Annotated in this window: 17 protein-coding genes and 2 pseudogenes; 6 read left to right on the top strand and 13 right to left on the bottom strand. The window is 29.3% G+C overall.

Annotation, left to right across the window (positions count from 1 at the left end; genetic code table 11):
* The first annotated feature begins 83 nt into the window (after nt 1–83).
* Entirely contained in the window at nt 84–944 is an 861-nt protein-coding gene (locus H8R92_RS05315) for an AraC family transcriptional regulator (RefSeq protein WP_022168859.1), read from the top strand.
* Nucleotides 945–1,554: 610 nt separating this feature from the next.
* Here the strand turns inward: H8R92_RS05315 and H8R92_RS05320 are convergent.
* The 5 genes and pseudogenes from H8R92_RS05320 to H8R92_RS13580 all read right to left on the bottom strand — a co-directional run bounded on the left by H8R92_RS05320 (nt 1,555) and on the right by H8R92_RS13580 (nt 7,343).
* Nucleotides 1,555–2,925: an MFS transporter gene (locus H8R92_RS05320; RefSeq protein ID WP_186834908.1), complete on the bottom strand. Its 1,371-nt coding sequence runs from the start codon at nt 2,923–2,925 to the stop codon at nt 1,555–1,557.
* Nucleotides 2,926–3,235: 310 nt separating this feature from the next.
* Nucleotides 3,236–4,156 (bottom strand): annotated as a pseudogene (locus H8R92_RS05325) (IS3 family transposase).
* A gap of 273 nt (nt 4,157–4,429) precedes the next feature.
* On the bottom strand, nt 4,430–6,616 hold the full coding sequence (locus tag H8R92_RS05330; protein ID WP_022166982.1) for an alpha-galactosidase: 2,187 nt from the start codon (nt 6,614–6,616) through the stop codon (nt 4,430–4,432).
* Nucleotides 6,617–6,957: 341 nt separating this feature from the next.
* Nucleotides 6,958–7,125, bottom strand: a pseudogene (locus H8R92_RS05335) (arsenate reductase/protein-tyrosine-phosphatase family protein); the annotation flags it as partial.
* An 86-nt stretch (nt 7,126–7,211) separates the two neighbouring features.
* Nucleotides 7,212–7,343, bottom strand: a complete 132-nt coding sequence (locus H8R92_RS13580) for a hypothetical protein (RefSeq protein ID WP_279287099.1) — start codon at nt 7,341–7,343, stop codon at nt 7,212–7,214.
* A gap of 241 nt (nt 7,344–7,584) precedes the next feature.
* On the opposite strand from H8R92_RS13580, the gene H8R92_RS05345 reads away from it, so the two are divergent.
* Complete coding sequence (locus H8R92_RS05345) at nt 7,585–8,139, top strand: TIGR01440 family protein (RefSeq protein ID WP_186834909.1); 555 nt, start codon at nt 7,585–7,587, stop codon at nt 8,137–8,139.
* 150 nt (nt 8,140–8,289) lie between these two features.
* On the opposite strand, the gene H8R92_RS05350 is transcribed toward H8R92_RS05345, so the two are convergent.
* The 8 genes from H8R92_RS05350 to H8R92_RS05385 form a co-directional block, all read right to left on the bottom strand.
* Nucleotides 8,290–9,690, bottom strand: coding sequence for a radical SAM/SPASM domain-containing protein (locus H8R92_RS05350; protein WP_186834910.1), 1,401 nt, complete (start codon nt 9,688–9,690; stop codon nt 8,290–8,292).
* A gap of 323 nt (nt 9,691–10,013) precedes the next feature.
* Nucleotides 10,014–10,166: a hypothetical protein gene (locus tag H8R92_RS05355; protein ID WP_186834919.1), complete on the bottom strand. Its 153-nt coding sequence runs from the start codon at nt 10,164–10,166 to the stop codon at nt 10,014–10,016.
* A 132-nt stretch (nt 10,167–10,298) separates the two neighbouring features.
* Nucleotides 10,299–10,526: a YgjV family protein gene (locus H8R92_RS05360; RefSeq protein ID WP_022166976.1), complete on the bottom strand. Its 228-nt coding sequence runs from the start codon at nt 10,524–10,526 to the stop codon at nt 10,299–10,301.
* 11 nt (nt 10,527–10,537) lie between these two features.
* Nucleotides 10,538–11,761 (bottom strand): NAD(P)/FAD-dependent oxidoreductase, encoded by a 1,224-nt coding sequence (locus tag H8R92_RS05365; RefSeq protein WP_186834911.1) that lies wholly within the window; start codon nt 11,759–11,761, stop codon nt 10,538–10,540.
* A 1-nt stretch (nt 11,762) separates the two neighbouring features.
* Nucleotides 11,763–12,176 (bottom strand): 4Fe-4S dicluster domain-containing protein, encoded by a 414-nt coding sequence (locus H8R92_RS05370; RefSeq protein ID WP_186834912.1) that lies wholly within the window; start codon nt 12,174–12,176, stop codon nt 11,763–11,765.
* A gap of 10 nt (nt 12,177–12,186) precedes the next feature.
* On the bottom strand, nt 12,187–14,271 hold the full coding sequence (locus tag H8R92_RS05375) for a molybdopterin oxidoreductase family protein (protein ID WP_186834913.1): 2,085 nt from the start codon (nt 14,269–14,271) through the stop codon (nt 12,187–12,189).
* A 218-nt stretch (nt 14,272–14,489) separates the two neighbouring features.
* Nucleotides 14,490–14,696, bottom strand: coding sequence for a hypothetical protein (locus H8R92_RS05380; RefSeq protein ID WP_022211563.1), 207 nt, complete (start codon nt 14,694–14,696; stop codon nt 14,490–14,492).
* 49 nt (nt 14,697–14,745) lie between these two features.
* Nucleotides 14,746–15,678, bottom strand: a complete 933-nt coding sequence (locus H8R92_RS05385; RefSeq protein WP_022211562.1) for a substrate-binding domain-containing protein — start codon at nt 15,676–15,678, stop codon at nt 14,746–14,748.
* 182 nt (nt 15,679–15,860) lie between these two features.
* Here H8R92_RS05385 and modA point away from each other — a divergent pair, with 182 nt between their 5' ends.
* The 4 genes from modA (at nt 15,861) to H8R92_RS13585 (ending at nt 18,866) form a co-directional block, all read left to right on the top strand.
* Nucleotides 15,861–16,640, top strand: coding sequence for a molybdate ABC transporter substrate-binding protein (gene modA, locus H8R92_RS05390; protein ID WP_186834914.1), 780 nt, complete (start codon nt 15,861–15,863; stop codon nt 16,638–16,640).
* A gap of 24 nt (nt 16,641–16,664) precedes the next feature.
* A complete protein-coding gene (gene modB / locus H8R92_RS05395; protein ID WP_186834915.1) occupies nt 16,665–17,342 on the top strand; it encodes a molybdate ABC transporter permease subunit in 678 nt (225 codons plus the stop codon).
* The gene (locus tag H8R92_RS05400; protein WP_186834916.1) at nt 17,343–18,383 is read left to right on the top strand and encodes a sulfate/molybdate ABC transporter ATP-binding protein; all 1,041 of its coding nucleotides are present in this window, start codon (nt 17,343–17,345) and stop codon (nt 18,381–18,383) included. It begins immediately after the preceding gene.
* Between the two features lie 66 nt (nt 18,384–18,449).
* Nucleotides 18,450–18,866: a TOBE domain-containing protein gene (locus H8R92_RS13585; protein WP_022211558.1), complete on the top strand. Its 417-nt coding sequence runs from the start codon at nt 18,450–18,452 to the stop codon at nt 18,864–18,866.
* Nucleotides 18,867–19,033: the final 167 nt, after the last annotated feature.

Raw genomic sequence — 19,033 nt, forward strand, 5'->3', positions numbered from 1 at the left:
TTCATTTTTTATTTTGCAATATTTTGATTTATAGTATAATAATGTTATATATTGCTAAAATAAATATTCAAAATGGAGGATTTATGTCAGATATATATTTTTTAGAAAATACAAATAAAGATTTTATTGATTTATATTTATGTTATTGTGGTATGGAACAATGTGCTCCACTATATTCCTTTGGACCTGCTATAAGACCTAATTATTTACTACATTATGTTCTTGATGGTAAAGGGTACTATTATGTAAATAATGAGAAATATGAAGTTAATAAAAATGAAGGTTTCTTAATTTGCCCAAATGTTGTGACATTTTACCAAGCAGACGAAGAAAATCCTTGGACTTATCTTTGGATCGGTATAGATGGTGAAAAAGTGGAGACATATTTAAAGGCTGCAGGATTAAATAATGATACTTTAATATTTAAATATAATGATGGAGATTTATTAAAAGAATATATTCTTGAAATGTTAAAACATAACACCTCTTCTAGCAGTGATTCTCTTAAAATTGAAGGCTTACTTTATATGTTCTTTTCAGAACTTGCTAAACAAAATAAATCTGATCCTATTCATAAGAATGATATAAATAATAATTATATAAATAAGGCAATTGAATTTATTCAAAATAATTATCATAATCCAATAAAAGTTTCTGATATAGCTAATTATGTTTGTTTAAATAGGAGCTATCTTTCTACTGTATTTCAAAATAATTTAAATATGTCTCCACAAAAATTTTTAATGGAATTTAGAATAACTAAAGCTGCAACACTTCTATATGATACAGATTTACCTATTACAAATATTGCTTACTCTTGTGGTTATTCTGATCCACTTGCATTTTCAAAAGCATTTAAAAAAATAAAAGGTGTAAGCCCTAAAGAATATAGATTAAAGAAAAAAGAAACAACTGAAAAATTCTTACTTAATGAAATTAAATAAAATACCTACTTCTAACATTTAAACATATTTTCATTATATAAAACTATATAAGATATTGCCAAAAAAGTTTACTATATAAGTAAATGTAAACGGTGTAAATTAAATAATTTTATATCTAAAATAGTTTTGAAAGGAATGAAATAATGATAACGGAATAATACCTTTTTATTTCACATTAAAAGATTCTTGGACTTCCCTTCCTGCTTGGAACAATATAGCTGGAACTTTAGTTAGTACTGATTGTTTTAAAAAAGTTAATAATAAAGAAACTACTTTTAATGAAGTCTACTCTGAAACATCTGATAAGATATTACAATTGATAGATTATGGTCATTCAGAATCACCATCAATGGTTTCTAAAATAACAAATAAATTAATAGCTACCGCTACCGAATGGCAAAATAGAATGCTAGGAAATAATAATTTATACAACTAATGCATTAGAAGGCTTTAATAGGCAAGTACGTAAGTATACAAAGAATAGAAAAATATATTATTAGTATTTCTAGATAATAAAAAACATTACTGGAAATCATAATTTCCAGTAATATTTATCAACTAAGAAAATTAATTACACATAATTACCTACAGTCTCTAGCTCCTTAAAAATTTATTTATTTGCTAATGTTTCTCCATTCTTTAAGTCTTCTAATATTGCCTCATATTCTTCTTCATTTAAGTTATATCTTCTTAAAGAAATTATACTTAATATTGCTATTATACCTGGAACAATTGAATACATTAAGTGTATCCCTTTTAAAGTTTCTACAGTTTGAGCTACATTAGCTTTATACCCTACAAAAGCTAATACATAACCACATAATGCTCCTCCAATTGCACTAGCAAGCTTAGTTTTAAATATATTTGAAGAGAAAATCATTCCTTCTGATCTTTTTCCTGTTTTCCACTCACCATATTCAACACAATCTGCTACCATAGAAGCCAATGAAATATTAGCAGCTCCTTCAGCTAATCCCATTATTGTATTTATAACTAATAATGTTGGTAAGCTTGAATATGATAATGCAAATATTGACATAAATCCTAAAGCATTAATTCCAATTCCAAATAAAGCTGTAGCTCTTTTTCCTAACTTTTGAGTTATAAAAGGAGTACATAATCCGCCTGCCATTCCTGAAACCATACTTATACCAGTTACTATTGGAATATATACTTCTGCATTAAAATTATATTTTATATAATAAATTGAGAAACCATTTCTTAATGCATATGTTACTTCTAACATTAACATTGATACAAGTAATATTCTTAAAGGTTTGTTTGTTTTAAATAATTCTTTTAATTGTTTAAAGCCTTGTTTTTCTGGCTTTCTATCTGTGTTTATCTCTTTAACACCCCAGACAGTAATCCATGTACATATAGCTGCTGTAATTGAATATATAATTGCTACTAATGTCCAACTTCCAAACTTAGCAACTAAAGGTAACGTAAACATAGAAACTACTAAACTTCCACCAAAAGCAATAGTTCTAGCTGATGTAACAATTTTTGTTCTACCTTGTGACGATTGAGTTATATTAGCTGATAAAGACCAATAAGGTGTATCCATTGCTGTAAAGCATATTCCCCATAATATATATGAAATATATATCCATACAATTTTACCATTATAACTTAAATTTGGGGATGAAAAACACATTATTGTTGCTATTCCCATAAATATTGGAACAAATAATAAATAAGGTCTACTTTTACCCATTTTAGATTTTGTATTATCTACTATCATTCCCATAATTGGATCAGTTATTGCATCTATTATTCTAGCTATTAAGAATAATGTACCTACTGCTACTGCACCTATTCCAAAGCTATCAGTAAGATAAACCGTTAAGTATGTGCCTATAAATGCACATATAATGTTGTTTCCTAAACTCCCCATTCCAAAAGAAATTAAAGTTTTAATTGGAACTAGATTTTGTGAGTTTTTTTCTCCTTTTTTTACTAAATTTAATTCGCTCATTTTTTCCCACCCTTTTTTCTATTTTACACCTAATATTATAAATATTTATATAAATATTGAAAACGTATTTATGTATCAAAAACATGGTTAAATGTTAGATATTTAAATTATATCTACAGTTTGTTGAAAAACCCCCTGTTTAAAAAACAGAGGGTTTTCCTTTACTAGTTGTGGATAAAATTTAAAATTCATAATATCATTAAAACTACTAATATAATATGAAAATAACAAAGATAGTCTTGTTGCTATCTTTTTTCATATTCTGCACTGGTCTTATGTCAATATTTTGGACACAAAAAGTCAAACTTTTTTATGCTGCACTTCTAGCTAATAATTCACATTGATCTGGAGTCATGTAATTAATAGAAGAGTGTAGCCTTTTTCTGTTATACCAACCTTCAATATATTTAAAAACAGCCATATTAGCTTCTTCGAAGGTACGGTATGTATTTCTGTATATTTCCTCCTTTTTTATTGATGAATGGAAGGATTCTATACAAGCATTATCATATGGACAACCTTTTTTACTAAATGATTTTATAATATTAAATTCTTTGCATAGCTTCATATATGTAATATCCCCTACCCAATTTTCATTAATAGAAGTAGCAGTAAAATCTCTTTTCAAAACGTTTTCTAAACCTTCTGCTACCTTTTTACTTGAATGAGGTTTGTATTTTTTTACAGTTATTGCACAAAGGCCAAGTTCAGTCATTCGTCTTTGAACTCGCTTCAATGATACATTGAAGCCTTCTATACCGAGTATATAATGAATTCTAGGAGCACCATATATGCCTTTATTCTCTTTATATATCCTTTTAATAGCTGATTTTAATTCCTCATTTTCTAGTTCTCTTGCAGATTTAGTTTTATCAAAAGATTTATAATATGTGCTTCTAGCTACGCCTAGAACAGTACACATAGTTTTAATATCATGCTTGCTTTTATTTATATTTATAAATTCTATTACTTCATCTAATTTCTTGTTGCAAATATGGCCATAGCTTTTTTGGCTAAAGCCCGCCTTTGGTGTAATATTTCATTTTCCTCTTTAATTCTTGCCATTTCTTTTTTTAAAGCTTTAACTTCCTTTAATGTCATAACTTCATTTTCATCTACTTTAATTTCTTTTACGTCTTTAATCCAACCGTTAATTGTTGATTTTGCAATGCCATATTCGTAGACGATGCTCTGCTAAGCTCATTCCTGCCTTAAATAATTCTACTATCATATCCTTATATTCTTAATCGTATCTTCTGCCCTTTCCCATAATGGACACATCCTTTCTTAACTAAATATTATTTTACTTAGTTCATCTTAATGTGTCCACTACTTTATACTAACACCAGGGATCTGTATTGGAAAACCTATTTGTTGCATAGGTATCACATTCTTTTTGAAGTTTTTCATAACGATATTATATGCAAAAAAGGGAATTCAAACTCGAATTCCCCTTTTTTTATCGGCTAGTATCGAAAGTTATTTCGATACATCCCCTTTATATCTATATTTTTTCTATTGTCCAAACTCTACTTTGATAATCTCCCAATAATTCTCCTATATATAATCCTACGTACATTAATTCATCTCCGCCATATACTTCATTAGTTTCTACAACTTTATATATGGCTTCTTTTTCTAATCCTCTTAACTTTAATCTCTTAGGTAATACATTAACCTCACCATATGGCTTAACGTAAGTTATAACACCTTTCGATTTATCTTTTGATAAATGCATCCAAGCTGCATCATTTCCGTCAAAAGTATTTTTTAATCTATATAAATCTCCAAATTGACATATTTGTCTTATTTCTTTATAGAATTCTACTTGTTTTTTAACTTCTTCCTTTTCTTCACTGGTCATTTTATTTATATCTAATTCATATCCAAAGCTTCCTTCCATTGCTACAGCTGCTCTTGTGCTTAGAGGTGTTATTCTTCCTACTTGATGATTAGGTACTTCTGACACATGACTTCCCATTGTTACTGTTGGATATACTAGAGAAGTTCCATATTGAATTTTTAATCTTTCTATAGCATCCGTATCATCGCTTGCCCAAGTTTGTGGCATATAATATAACATTCCGCCATCAAATCTTCCACCCCCCCCTGAGCAGCTTTCAAATAATATTTCTGGGAACTCTGATGTTATTGTTTCCATAATTCTATATAAACCAAGCATATATCTATGAGCTACTTCTTTTTGTCTTTCTCTTGGTAAATTACTTGATCCTATTTCTGTCATGTTTCTGTTCATATCCCACTTAACATAAGATATTGGTGCTGATTTTAATACATCTTTAAGCATTTTTATTATAGCATCACATACTTCTTCTCTTGATAAATCTAAAATTAATTGCTTTCTAGCTTGATTTCTAGTTCTTCCTGGAACATGAATACACCAATCTGGATGTTCTTCATATAACTTACTCTTAGGAGATATCATTTCTGGCTCAAACCATAAACCAAATTTTAATCCCATTTCATTTATATCTTTTGCTAAATCATTTAATGTACCTTGAATTTTTTCTTCATTTACAAACCAGTCACCTAATGAACTATCGTCATTATCTCTTGTTCCAAACCATCCATCATCTAAGACAAATAATTCAATTCCAAGGTCTGCTGCATCTTTTGCTATGCTCTTAATTTTTTCTCCATTAAAATTGAAATATGTTGCTTCCCAGTTATTAATTAATATAGGTCTTTCTTTATCTCTATATACCCCTCTACATAGTCTCTTTCTATATAAATCATGGAATATATGACTCATTCCTGTTAACCCATTTGATGAATATACAAGAACTGCTTCCGGAGCTTGGAATTCTTCATTTGGCTCTAAAAGCCATGAAAAATCAAAAGGATTAATACCTATTTGTGCTCTTGAATTATTATACATATCAACTTCTACATTAGCTAAAAAATTTCCACTATATATTAAATTTAATCCATATACATCTCCATACTCTTCATTAGCATCATGACTTGCTAAAGCTATAAATGGATTTTGAGCATGACTACTAGCCCCTCTTCTACTTTCTATCAATTGATTTCCACTTCTTAATGGAGTTCTTACCATATGTCTTTCTCTAGCCCATGCTCCTGATAATTGAATTAAATCAAATTCATTACTATTAAAATCAACATTAGCACTTAAAACTCTTAAAATCTCAACGTTATTATTACTGTTATTTATAACTCTACAGCTTCTTGTTATTGCATCATATTCTTCAAATACTGTATATGATAAAACAATTCTTAATTCTGCTAATTTATCCACTAAAGTAATTTCTAAAGTTTCTCCATCTATATCGTTTTCCATATACGTAGCAGGTAATCCTCTAAGTTCCTTTTTTCCTCTAAAAATGCTGTGATTTTCATATCTAAAATCAGTAAGTGTTGTTCCGTTAGCTAATTTTATTTCTATTGCAGGAGAACGTAAATCAGTATGACCATATGTTGGATATTCAACTGTATTTAATTCTATACTAAAATTATCAATATTATCTGTATCAGCTAGAAAGCTTCCTTTACCATATTTCTTAAAAATATAATCTAACTTATTAGATTCTAGCTTTCTTCCCCAGTATAAATGTATTAAATGACCTGTATCAGCTACCATTAATGCATAGCTTGTATTTTTAGATTTTATATTAAATACTTTTTTATCTTCATTATATATTATTGCCATATTTATCCCTCACCTCTAACAATTTTTCAATGTAAAGTAATTATACTATTTATTAATATAATAAAATATGTAAAAATGTTGTTTTTATATGTAAAAGTGTTGTTTTTATAATAATATATACGCAAATTTATTAAATATAATTTTAATAATTTAATTATAGACAACAATTATCCTTTTATCCAAAAATAAATAGCTACTTATAAGAAATACATAACTATTTATTTTAAGCACTATATCACCAACAATAAATTAAATAAAACTGTTAATAACCTATAATAAAAGAGACCTACTTTTAACTGCCACTGTAAAGTAGACAGGAGGCAGTTAATTTTTTAGGTCTCTTATAAATTATTATTCTTTATTCTTTCTGCTAAATCTTTAATTTTGCTTTCTATAATTTTAGAAGTATTAATAAATTCTTCATCACATTTTCCTGTAGGATCTTCTAATCCCCAGTCTTCAATATGCTTTGCTGGAAGATATGGGCAAACAACATTACATCCCATTTTTCAATATAAAAATACAGATAGTTAAATATATTATTATTAACTACCTGTATTTTTTATAAAATTTATTTTATTTAATATTTATAATATTATACTTGAGACATTTGTTGCTTTACAGTAGCAATTTCTTCAGGTGTTGCTTGCTGTGCTGGAATATAGTAGCCCTTTTCTTTTGCTTTTGTAAAAAGAAGATATTGGCGTACTTCATCTTTATTTCTCATTTCTTGTATAGTGGCACGTAATTACTGATTTTCACATTGTGCAATAATTCCTCCATAACCAGCTAAACTTGCATTTAATGATGCAAGATAAACACTCCTTATAATTATTCACTTATATTATTTGAATTATTGTGATTTATATGTATGCTCATATTTATAATCATATTTTTATGAGATATAATAACAATATAATATAGAAATAATTTCTTAAAAATCATGCTTTTAAAGGAGAATAAAATATATGTCTGAATTATTAGATTCTATTTATAACCAAGCTAAAAAAGCTACAGAAGAATTATGTGAAAAAGCTAAACTTAAACAAGGAAATATCGTTATTATTGGCTGTTCTTCTAGTGAAGTAACAGGAGAGTTAATTGGTACACATTCAAACCTTGAAACTGCTGATGCTATTTTTAAAGGAATATATGAAGTACTATCTGCCAAAAATATATATTTAGCAGCTCAATGCTGTGAACATTTAAATAGAGCTATCATTGTGGAACGTGCAGCAGTTCCACTTTATGATAATGTTAATGTCGTTCCTCAGCCTAAGGCTGGTGGATCATTTGCCACAACTGCTTATAATACTTTTAAAGATCCTGTGGCTATAGAGCATATCAAAGCTGATGCTGGTATAGATATTGGTGGAACTCTTATTGGCATGCACTTAAAAGAAGTTGCTGTACCTTTGCGTTTAAGCCTTGACCATATTGGAAGTGCTATTTTGCTGGCTGCTAGGACAAGACCTAAATTCATTGGTGGTGTACGTGCTACTTATAATGAAAATCTATTATAAAAAAATAACTGGAGCTATACATTAGCACCAGCTATTTTTTTATTCTTTTATTTTTTATCTTCAAAAAAGCTAATATGACATCAATATTTCTCTAAACATTTTATATGCAATAGATATTAATACCTATATTAATTTGTAACTTTACGTAAATCAGACTTTCATATAATCTTTTTCTTCTTTTTTACTACAACCAACACACCCTTTTTTACATCTTAAATTTTCTTCCCATAATGGTTCTGCCCTCTTAGCCCAAGTTTGTCCATACTCAATAGTTTTCCTACATAAATCATCTACATTTTCTGGATTAATAAATTCTGTAGACTTAGCTCCAGAATTTTTAACCATTTCAGCAATTTTAGGTGCATTATCTAATATAGGACATGGCCTAAATTGGTTTTCATTGAAAGGTTGATTTTTCTGATACTCTCTAAATAGTGCTTGTCCTAAAGCTTCTACCAATGATACTTCTTTAATATTAGCTCCTGAGTAATGACAAAATACACATGGCTCAACATCTCCATTGGCATTGATATGACAATAACGTCTTCCTCCAGCCACACATCCCCCAACATATTCAGCATCATGCCAGAAATCCATATTAAAGATAGCTTTATTACTTCTCCATCCACGAATAGTCCTATATAATTTTTCTCTTTGATCTGGATTAGCCATTAATGATATATCTGTGCCACATCCAACTGGCATGAAAGTGAAATACCATGAGAAAAATGCTCCTTTATCCACCATTAAATCAATAAATTTATCACTTAAGACGCTATCGCAATTTGCTGTTGTAAAGCAAGTAGAGAATCCAAAAGGAACTTTATTGGACTTCATTAAATCCATTGCTCGCATTATATCTTTCCATGAACCTTTTCCTCTTCTTCCATCGGTAGCATCATCAAATCCTTCTACACTTATAGTAGGTACTATATTACCTAATCTACATAAATCATCGCAAAATTGTTGATCAATAAGTGTTCCATTAGTAAATATCATAAATACACAATCATCATGTTTTTCAGCAAGCCTTAATATATCCTTTTTCCTTACTAGAGGCTCTCCTCCAGTCATTATATAGAAGTATATTCCCAGTTCCTTTCCTTCAGTGAACAATTTATCTAATTGTTCAAAAGATAAATTTAAAGCCTTATTATAATCAGCTGCCCAACAACCAATACATTTTTTATTACATGCAGTAGTTGGATCTACTAAAATTGTAAATGGTATATCATAACCATACTTTTCTTTATTTCTTTCAATTTCTCCCCATCCTTTTATTGCTGCATTAAGTAAGAAATTTGTAAATACTGTTTGTAATATGTTTGGATTTATCTCTTTGGTCATTCTCACCATCAGTTGCCTCCAATTATTATCTTTTTCTGCTAAATAACCTTCAATAACATCATATTGAGCATCATATAAATGTTCTGTATCAAACTTTCTAATCCACTTCATTATTTTTTCTAGATTTTCTTCTGGATTCTTTTGTAAGTAATTAAATACTTGCTTCAAAAACATTTTTTCTACCTTGTACTTAGCATTTAACATATAATTTCCCCCTTATATAAATTGAAAATAATTAATAATTGTCTTTATTACTACACAATCTAATTCTTTTACAAAAACTTTCTTTTTATTAATCACCTAACCACCTATAAACTTTTAACAGATTTTAAAACTATTTTTGTATTAAAATATATTAGTTTACTTTATTTACCAATTTAAATATAACATATACTTTTTACAATATATGCATCTCTTCACAAAATAATTATTATTTTAATGTTGATATTATTATATTTATGTAACTAAGAAAAATTAAAACCTATTGATAATTATTTCTTATCAATAGGTTTTAACTTTATGCTTAATTAATACATTTCGTCCTCATCTTTTTCACTTGAAAGCTGGGTTTCATCAATTTCTAAATCCTCACATGCCTGTTCAAAGCTACATCCGTTTTCATCAATATACTTTGCTAAATATGAAGTAATGTCCATTTGAGAATAATTGTTCATAACCAAAACCTCCTAAATTGATTTAATAAAACTTATCTTTTACAAAAATAAGTTTTTTATACATAACTTTTTTTATTTCCTTATATAAAAAGATATATTCAGCTTAACTTATATTTATGAAAACATTTACTAAAAATTTTAATTTTTATTATATAATTTATATAAATAATATATATTTATAAAAACTATTATTGAATTTATTATTGCCACTGGATATGCTTTGATGCTAAATCCATAAAAAGCAAAAAGTAAAGATCCTACAAGATTAATAAATCTCAATTTAACTATATCTTTCATAAACATGGATATGGCTATTAATATTGATGCTAAATATCCTATCCACTCAATTAAAGGAATACCAAACATACATATAACCCCTAATATACAAATTCTAAATTTTCCTTTTCGTTAAAGAAGTCAGAATAATCAATTTGGAATATTGGTTTCTTAACCCTATCTATATTTATCTTATCTTTTATAAGCTGTGTTAATACACCTACATATGATAAGTCTCCTTGAACTATTGCTCCATAAATTGTTCCATTCTTATGTATAATCTTTTTATAATCCTTTCCTTTTATCTCTACAGCTTCTTCATAAGTATCATCTTGCTTAATAACAGTTCCTAAGGACATTGTTGCTACACCACAAAAATTCATAGTATTTTTACTACCAAAAAAATCTTCCATATATATATCCTTATTGCACATATTGTTGGCTGCAATTAATCCTTCCTTTACTGCAGTTGGCCATATAGGATTTCTTCCACTTATATCTCCTGCTCCATAAACCTCCTTAACGTTTGTTTCTCCTTTAGGATTAAATATTAAGCCAAATTTATCACATTCAATACCCGAACCTTCTAGAAAACCTACATTAGACCTTACACCTGTACATGCAATGATAAGTTCTCCTGGAACTTCTTCACCAGTATTCAATTTTATTGCCACAGGATTATTATTTTCATCAACAATTACTTTTTCTGCTCTTACATTAAATCTAAAATCCACTCCTTCTTCTTTCAACCTTTCAATATATACATTGGCTGCATAATGATCTAGTTGCAGTGGTAATATCCTATCTCCCATTTCTATCATAGTTACTTTGGCATCATAATCTAACAGACCTGCCATTGCATCTACACCAACAAGACCTGCTCCTAGTATAATAATATTTTTAACTTTTGGAGCTATTTCTTTTATCCTTATGGCATCATCTAAATTTCTTAATCCTATTACATTATTGGCAGTACGCAAATTTTCTATTGGAGGCAGGAATGATGATGCACCTGTTGCCAATACTACCTTTTCATATGGCAAGTCTTCTCCATTATCTAGTTTAAGCTTTTTTTCTTTCGTATCAATGCCTGTTACTTCCACGCCCTTCATCCATTTAATATCATATTTTTTGAAAAACTCTCCTGGAGAAAAGTCTAAATCTTCTATATCACGGCGTCCATCTAAGAAATGATGCAAAATACAACGTGAATATACATATTCATCTTTTGATACTAATATGATTTCTATATCCTTATTTATTTCTCTTAAAGTCTTAGCTGCATTTATTCCAGCAGCTGAAGCACCTACTACTACATATGCCATCTTATGATTCCACCTCCTGTAAGGTTAATGCTCCCATTGGGCATTTTGCTGCACACTGTGGAGTCTGTTCTTTGACAGTAATACACATATCACATTTCATAACTTCTCTATTGGTCTGATAATCCATTTTTAATACTCCATAAGGACATGCCATTATGCACATAAAACATGTTGCACATCTGCTTTTATCATAAAGTGCATAGCCAGTTTCATTATCTTTTTGCATTGCACCAGTAGGACATGCATAAACACATTCTGGTCTTGTACAGTGCCTACAATAAATTGGTGCATAATTTCCTTGACTATTAATTACTACATGACCTCTTGTATCTCTTCCTCCATGAGCCACTTTACATGCTGTAGTACATGTTAAACATCCTATACATTTTTTCCTATCAATCTTTATCCTTTTCATAGCTTTTCTCCTAATATACTTTTTCTATGTTAACTGGTACATATTTAAAACTAGGCTCTTTTGAATACTTATCAAAGATAGATGGCAGCACTGAATTTGCCTCTACATAATGCATTGGTGCAAATAAATGATCTTTCTTTACAGTCCTGCTAAATTTAACAATGAAATAATTTATCACTCCATTTGGTGATACTATCTTTATCTTTTCATTTTCATTTATACCTAATTCTTCTGCTAAATCAGGGTTCATATTTACATACCCTTCTTTAACTGAAATAGCATATACATCCTGTATTTCTCTTGTCCTTGTTAGTGTATGCCATTGACCTACAGTAGCTCTGCCTGTGTTAAGTAAATATGGATATTCTTCATTTTGCTTATATTTAACTTCCTCTATATCTTCATAGATAAATTTTGCTTTTCCACTGGCAGTATAAAAATGTTTATCTTCAAAAAGCCTTCTTTCATCTATTTCTAATTTTTCTCCTTCTCTAAATGGCCATTGTATTCCTCTAGAATTTTTAAGATTTTCATATGTTACTCCAGTTATGTCACAAGGAGTTCCTTTAGTACATTGCTTAATAGTATTAAAGGCTATCTCTGGTGTTCTCCATTTATCTAGAAGTTTTCCCATTCCTAAAGCTTCACCTATACCTAAAGCTATATCATAATCTGATAATTCATTTTCCATTTTTGGAAGAACAGGATCTAATTTAGAAAGCCTTCTTTCTGTATTTATAATTACTCCTTCTTTTTTCAATCCATTAGTTGATGGTAAAAATAAATCACAATACCTAGCTGTATCAGTATCACTATAAATATCCTGTACAACTAAAAACTCTAGTTTTTCAGCTGCTTTTTTAAAATCTAAATTATTTATCCATGATACAATTGGATTAGTAGCAACTATCCATAATGCTTTGATTTCACCTGAATTTATCTTATCTATTATGACATTATAAGGTAATGTTGGTTTTGTAGGTAAAATTTTTTCATCAATATCTAAAGCTTCTGCCACCACTTTTCTTCTATTTTCATCTGTATACTCTCCTCCACCATAAAGCCCTGTAGTATTACTAAATGCTCTTGAACCCATAGCATTACATTGTCCTGTTATAGAATTTGCTCCTGTACCTGGCCTTCCTATATTTCCAGTCATTAAAGCTAAATTTATAATTCCTTGTGCTGACCTTACAGCTTGATGCCCTTGATTTATCCCCATAGTCCACCAAAATGATACATTTTTACCTTTATGTATTATTTCTGCTAATTCCTTAACTCTACCTTTAGAAATTCCAGTATATCCTTCTACATCATTTATGTCATATTTTTTAATATGCTCTTTAAATCCTTCAAAATCCTCTGTATAATTTTTGATAAAATTCTCATCGATCCAATTGTTTTCAATAAGTACATTTGCTATGGCATATATAAGATATAAATCACTTTTCGGTTTAAGATCTATCCAAATATCTGAATTACAAGCAGTCTCACTTCTTCTTGGATCTATTACTATAATTTTTTTATCTTTAATTTTATTTTTTAATACTCTTCCCCATAATATAGGATGAGACACCACTGGATTACTACCAAAAAATATTATTACATCTGACAGTTCTAAATCCTTTAAAGTATACGGTGGTGCATCAAATCCAAAACTTTGCTTATATGCCACCACTGATGTGGCCATACAAAGTCTAGTATTACCGTCACCATTACCACCTAAAAAAGTTCTTCCTATATGTCCTATAAGGGCCATCTCTTCAGTACATAGTTGCCCTGTACTTAAAAACGCAAAACTTTCTTTACCATTTTCTTTTTGAATCTTTTTTACACGGTCAGCAAATATATTAAAAGCTTCTTTCCATGAAATCTGTTTTAAATCTCCTTTTTTATCTTTCAATATAGGCAATACATGATTTTCAAATTTAGTGTTTTGCTTATCTAGGTTAAGTCCCTTTACACAGCAAAACCCTGCATTCACTGGATAATCCTCGGTAGGCTTCACTGCATTTATAAAGTTTTTTTCATTTACATGAAAATCAAAATTACATGCTATTGAGCAGTAATTACAGGTAGATCTTACTACTTTCATATTGTCCTCTCCTTAATAATGATAAATATTTAATATACTTATTTTTCATTATTCTTTCTGCTTTTATTCCTTAACTGCTAAAGTTATCTAAAAAACATTAGATTTTTCTTCAGCTACTATCATTTAATTATGTAACTGTACAATAATAAAAAAACGCTCCCTCTATAGCTCCAGTATATTATCATATATACCTACTATAAAGGGAACGTATACTTTTTTTATTTATATAATCCTAATTCAATTATCCTATTTACCAATAATCCTATATTAACTTCCTTTAAACTCATTGGCACATCTATTATCTTATCTACCATTGTAACTTCTACATATTCAATAATTTTTCCATCTTCATCAACATAATCAATGCAATCATATGTAATTATATCTTCTTTAAGCTGCTTCTTAAGTGCTTTTAAATTATCCATTCTTTGAAACTCCTTTGTAAATATTATTATATAAATTATATTATATTACTTAAGTTATTGCCATTATTTTACCTGTATCTTTAGTATCATATCCACCTAATCCATCAATTTCCTTTTTAAACTGGCTACTCTTTACTATTTCAAGGATTCTTGCATATTTTTCATCTGCCAATTTTTCTTTTTTTATAACTAAATCATATCTTTCCTTTTGCATAGGTATAAAATCAACTGCCCCAACCTGAAGAGCCACCTTTTCAGTGCCTATACCTACATCTGCGTCACCTCTAGCTACAGCACTGGCAATAGATAGATGTGAAGTTTCTTCATTATCATAGCCTGCTATCATCTTTACACTAATGCCTAACTTTTTTATCTTCTCATCTAATAGTACTCTAGTTCCAGCACCTTTTTCTCTATTAATAAGTCTAATTCCATCCTTTGCTATATCTTCCCACTTAGTAATTTTTTTAGGATTTCCCTTTTTAACATAAAAACCTTGAATTCTATAAGCTAAATTTATTATTACACAAGCTGTTCCTGGTACAATCCTCTTTACATAAGGTTCATTATAAGTATCACTATCACCATCCCACATATGACTTGTGCATAATGTAACTTCATCCATATAAAGGCTATGTAATCCCCTATAGCTTCCCATATTTGATCTTAATACTCTATAACCTTCTGTCTGAATTAAATTTGCCAAAATATCTAAAATTATATCTTGTCCTGTTATTACTATAGAATCATCTTTATCATCAGTTTCTGCTTCATTTATCTTTTTTACTTTGCTTTTACTAACTAATTTTTTATGCTTTTGATTATCTATATATTCTTTTACATCGCTTTTATCAATTCTTAGTTTTTTTCCAACCTTATATGCTGGGATCTCTCCTCTCTTAACAAGTTCATATACAGTGTTTTTAGTTATATTTAATAGCTCTGCTACCTCCATGGCATTTAATGCTTCTTTATTTTCCATAAATACTTCTGCCTCCTTAGACTATAATCATTTTATCATGTATTATTTTTTTATGCTATTTTATTGAAATTTCATTATTTTCATGCTATATTAACATTTATGACAAAACATATTGAAATATATTAAAACATAACAAAACTAATTATATTTTATAAAATTTATTAAATAAAGGGGTTTTTATTATGATTAAAAGATTAAAATTCTTATCAACTTTATGTTGCTTATCATTATTATTAACAGGATGCTCTTCTTCAACGAAAAAAGAAGATAAAACAATTGAGCTTAATATCTCAGCTGCAGCCAGCTTAAAAGAAGCTATGGCTGACTTAGAAGCTGCCTATACAAGTAAAAATCCTGAAGTTTCTTTTGTTATAAATTATGGTTCTTCTGGCTCACTTCAACAACAAATAGAACAAGGTGCACCTTGTGATTTGTTTATTTCAGCTGGAGAAAAGCAGATGACTGCCTTAGAAGAAGAAGGATTGCTTTTAGATGGTACTAATAAAGACTTAGTAAAGAATTCTTTAGTCCTTGTTACAAGCAATGATAGTGAAATCAGTTCTATTGATAGCTTAAATTCTGATGCAGTATCTAAAATTGCCCTTGGTGAACCTTCTAGCGTTCCTGCTGGTAAGTATGCTGATGAGACTTTAACTTCTCTTGCTATTAAAGATAGCTTAAATAATAAACTTGTCTTTGCTAAAGATGTTAAAGAAGTATTAGCGTGGACTGCTTCTGGTAATGCTGATGCTGGCTTCGTCTATTTAAGTGATGCTTTAAGTAGCGATGGTGTAAAAATTGTAGAAACTATTTCTGAAGAATACCATTCACCAATTACTTATCCTGTTGCTATTATTAAAGATAGTGATGATATTGATGCTGCTAAAGCATTTGAAGATTTCTTATTCACTGACGAAGCTCAAGAAATATTTGAAAAATACGGCTACAAGTCTGTAGAGTAGAATTTTCCAAGGAGGTATGATGCTATGAATTTTTCACCTTTATGGATATCAATAAAAACATCCTTGCTAGCTACACTAATTACCTTTATCTTAGGTATATCAGTATCCTACTTAGTCGTTAATTACAAAGGAAGGCTTAAGGGATTTATTGATGGCATCTTTACCCTTCCTCTGATTTTACCACCAACAGTCTTGGGATTTTTCTTATTGCTTATTTGTGGAAAGAATGGTCCTGTTGGAAAACTATTAAAGCTTTTTGATACTAATATAATTTTCTCATGGAGTGCTACTGTCATCGCAGCAACTGTCGTTGCTTTTCCCATGATGTATAGGACTACTCGTTCCTCTTTTGAACAAATAGACCCTAATATTCTATCTGCTGCTAGGACTTTAGGTTTAAGTGAATTTAAAATCTTTTATAAAATAGCTATTCCTCTTGCCTGGCCTGGTATAATTGCAGGTTTAGTATTATCTTTTGCTAGAGCAATGGGAGAATTTGGCGCCACGTTGATGATTGCTGGTAATATTCCTGGTAAGACTCAAACTATGCCTCTAGCTATATTCTTTGCAGTAGAAAGTGGCAATATGTCTACTGCACTTAAATGGGTAGCCATAATTGTTTTTATTTCCTTTATTATGATAATGATCTTAAATTACTGGTCTGAACATAACTTAAAAATTACTGGGAAGAGAGGAAGATAAATGTCTCTAGAAATTAGTATAGAAAAAGACCTTGGCACATTCAAACTAAAAACAAGTTTCAATAATAATTGTGGTTCTCTAGGATTCTTAGGTGAATCTGGCTCTGGAAAAAGCATGTGCTTAAAATGTATTGCAGGTTTAGAGAGCCCTGATAAAGGCAAAATTATTATCAATGATAAAATCTTATTTGACTCTGAAAAAAAAATTAATATTCCACCACAAGAAAGAAAAATAGGATATTTATTTCAAAATTACGCTTTATTTCCTAATATGACTATAGAAGAAAATTTAAGCATAGCCTTAAAAAACTTATCTAAGCAGGAAAAGAAAAATCTTTGTAATGAATACATAGAAAAATTTCATTTAACTGGATTAAATAAAAGATATCCATGGCAACTATCAGGTGGACAACAACAAAGAGTTGCCTTGGCAAGAGCTTTAATAACATCACCAGAAATATTACTGCTAGATGAACCTTTTTCCGCCTTAGATCATCATCTTCGCCATAGCATGGAAAAAGAGCTTCTAAATACTTTGAAGGATTATAGTGGTGACATTATATTTGTTACCCATGATATAGAAGAATGTTATCGAGTATGTTCAAATATACTTGTCTTCAATAAAGGAATTGCTTTAAACAAAAGAGATAAAGATGATTTATTTAACTTCCCTAAATCTCTTGTTGAAGCAAAACTAACAGGTTGCAAAAATATTTCAAAGGTAAAGAAAATTTCTGATAATAAAGTTTACGCCATTGACTGGGGCTATGAGTTTATTTTAAACCATGAAGTACCAGAAAACATTGACTATATGGGCATACGTTCTCACAATATATTGGTAGCTGATGTTAATAGCTCTGTAAATGTATTTACTTTTCAAGTATCAGATATCTTAGAGAATCCATTTGATATTACTATTTCATTAAATTCTCCTCTTGCTACTGGCAACATCAACATAAAATTAAAGAAAGAAAACTTTGATTTAAAGATAGGTAGTATGATAAAACTTGAATTTCCTAAAGAACATATATTTTTCTTTTAAATAATTGTTTTATTATTCCATATTATGTATAATTATCATATAAAACTTGTGTGAGGAGATATGGAAATGAAATTAAGTGCAAGAAATAAATTTATTGGTAAGGTTACAGATGTTACTAGAGGGGCTGTTAATGGTATTGTAAAAGTAGAACTTTCTAATGGACAACATCTTACATCATCAATTACTTTAGAATCTATTGATGATTTAGATATAACTGTGGGAAAAGAAGTAACAGCTGTCATTAAAGCTACATCAGTATTAATTGGTAGAGGCCACTTAACATTAAGCGCACGAAACAAGCTTTCTGGTACAATTATTGAGATTAATAGAGGTGCTGTTAATGCCATTGTAAAAGTAGAGCTTCCTTCAAAGGTAGTCATTACATCTTCAATAAGTCTTGAAGCTGTAGATGAACTTGATTTAACTGTTGGTACTGAAGCTACTGCCATAATAAAGGCAACAGATGTATTACTAATGGCATAAAAAAACATATATTTCAGTCTTTAGAACTATAGATAATTTTGTGTAATTAAAAAAGTGGCTTTCGCCACGCTCCCTTCGGGAATTTAATTTTAAGTATTCTAAAAGGCATAGAACTAACATCGGTTCTATGCTATATTTTTCCTATTAATTAATACTTTATTCCGTAT

Source organism: Clostridium lentum, assembly GCF_014287815.1.
Taxonomy (GTDB): Bacteria; Bacillota; Clostridia; order Clostridiales; family Clostridiaceae; genus Clostridium; species Clostridium lentum.

What these genes read in the sequence shown, in the direction of transcription:
- H8R92_RS05315 (WP_022168859.1), top strand. Translation starts at nt 84, where the DNA reads ATGTCAGATATATATTTTTTAGAAAATACAAATAAAGATTTTATTGAT.
- H8R92_RS05320 (WP_186834908.1), bottom strand. Translation starts at nt 2,925, where the DNA reads ATGAGCGAATTAAATTTAGTAAAAAAAGGAGAAAAAAACTCACAAAAT.
- H8R92_RS05330 (WP_022166982.1), bottom strand. Translation starts at nt 6,616, where the DNA reads ATGGCAATAATATATAATGAAGATAAAAAAGTATTTAATATAAAATCT.
- H8R92_RS13580 (WP_279287099.1), bottom strand. Translation starts at nt 7,343, where the DNA reads ATGAGAAATAAAGATGAAGTACGCCAATATCTTCTTTTTACAAAAGCA.
- H8R92_RS05345 (WP_186834909.1), top strand. Translation starts at nt 7,585, where the DNA reads ATGTCTGAATTATTAGATTCTATTTATAACCAAGCTAAAAAAGCTACA.
- H8R92_RS05350 (WP_186834910.1), bottom strand. Translation starts at nt 9,690, where the DNA reads ATGTTAAATGCTAAGTACAAGGTAGAAAAAATGTTTTTGAAGCAAGTA.
- H8R92_RS05360 (WP_022166976.1), bottom strand. Translation starts at nt 10,526, where the DNA reads ATGTTTGGTATTCCTTTAATTGAGTGGATAGGATATTTAGCATCAATA.
- H8R92_RS05365 (WP_186834911.1), bottom strand. Translation starts at nt 11,761, where the DNA reads ATGGCATATGTAGTAGTAGGTGCTTCAGCTGCTGGAATAAATGCAGCT.
- H8R92_RS05370 (WP_186834912.1), bottom strand. Translation starts at nt 12,176, where the DNA reads ATGAAAAGGATAAAGATTGATAGGAAAAAATGTATAGGATGTTTAACA.
- H8R92_RS05375 (WP_186834913.1), bottom strand. Translation starts at nt 14,271, where the DNA reads ATGAAAGTAGTAAGATCTACCTGTAATTACTGCTCAATAGCATGTAAT.
- H8R92_RS05380 (WP_022211563.1), bottom strand. Translation starts at nt 14,696, where the DNA reads ATGGATAATTTAAAAGCACTTAAGAAGCAGCTTAAAGAAGATATAATT.
- H8R92_RS05385 (WP_022211562.1), bottom strand. Translation starts at nt 15,678, where the DNA reads ATGGAAAATAAAGAAGCATTAAATGCCATGGAGGTAGCAGAGCTATTA.
- modA (WP_186834914.1), top strand. Translation starts at nt 15,861, where the DNA reads ATGATTAAAAGATTAAAATTCTTATCAACTTTATGTTGCTTATCATTA.
- modB (WP_186834915.1), top strand. Translation starts at nt 16,665, where the DNA reads ATGAATTTTTCACCTTTATGGATATCAATAAAAACATCCTTGCTAGCT.
- H8R92_RS05400 (WP_186834916.1), top strand. Translation starts at nt 17,343, where the DNA reads ATGTCTCTAGAAATTAGTATAGAAAAAGACCTTGGCACATTCAAACTA.
- H8R92_RS13585 (WP_022211558.1), top strand. Translation starts at nt 18,450, where the DNA reads ATGAAATTAAGTGCAAGAAATAAATTTATTGGTAAGGTTACAGATGTT.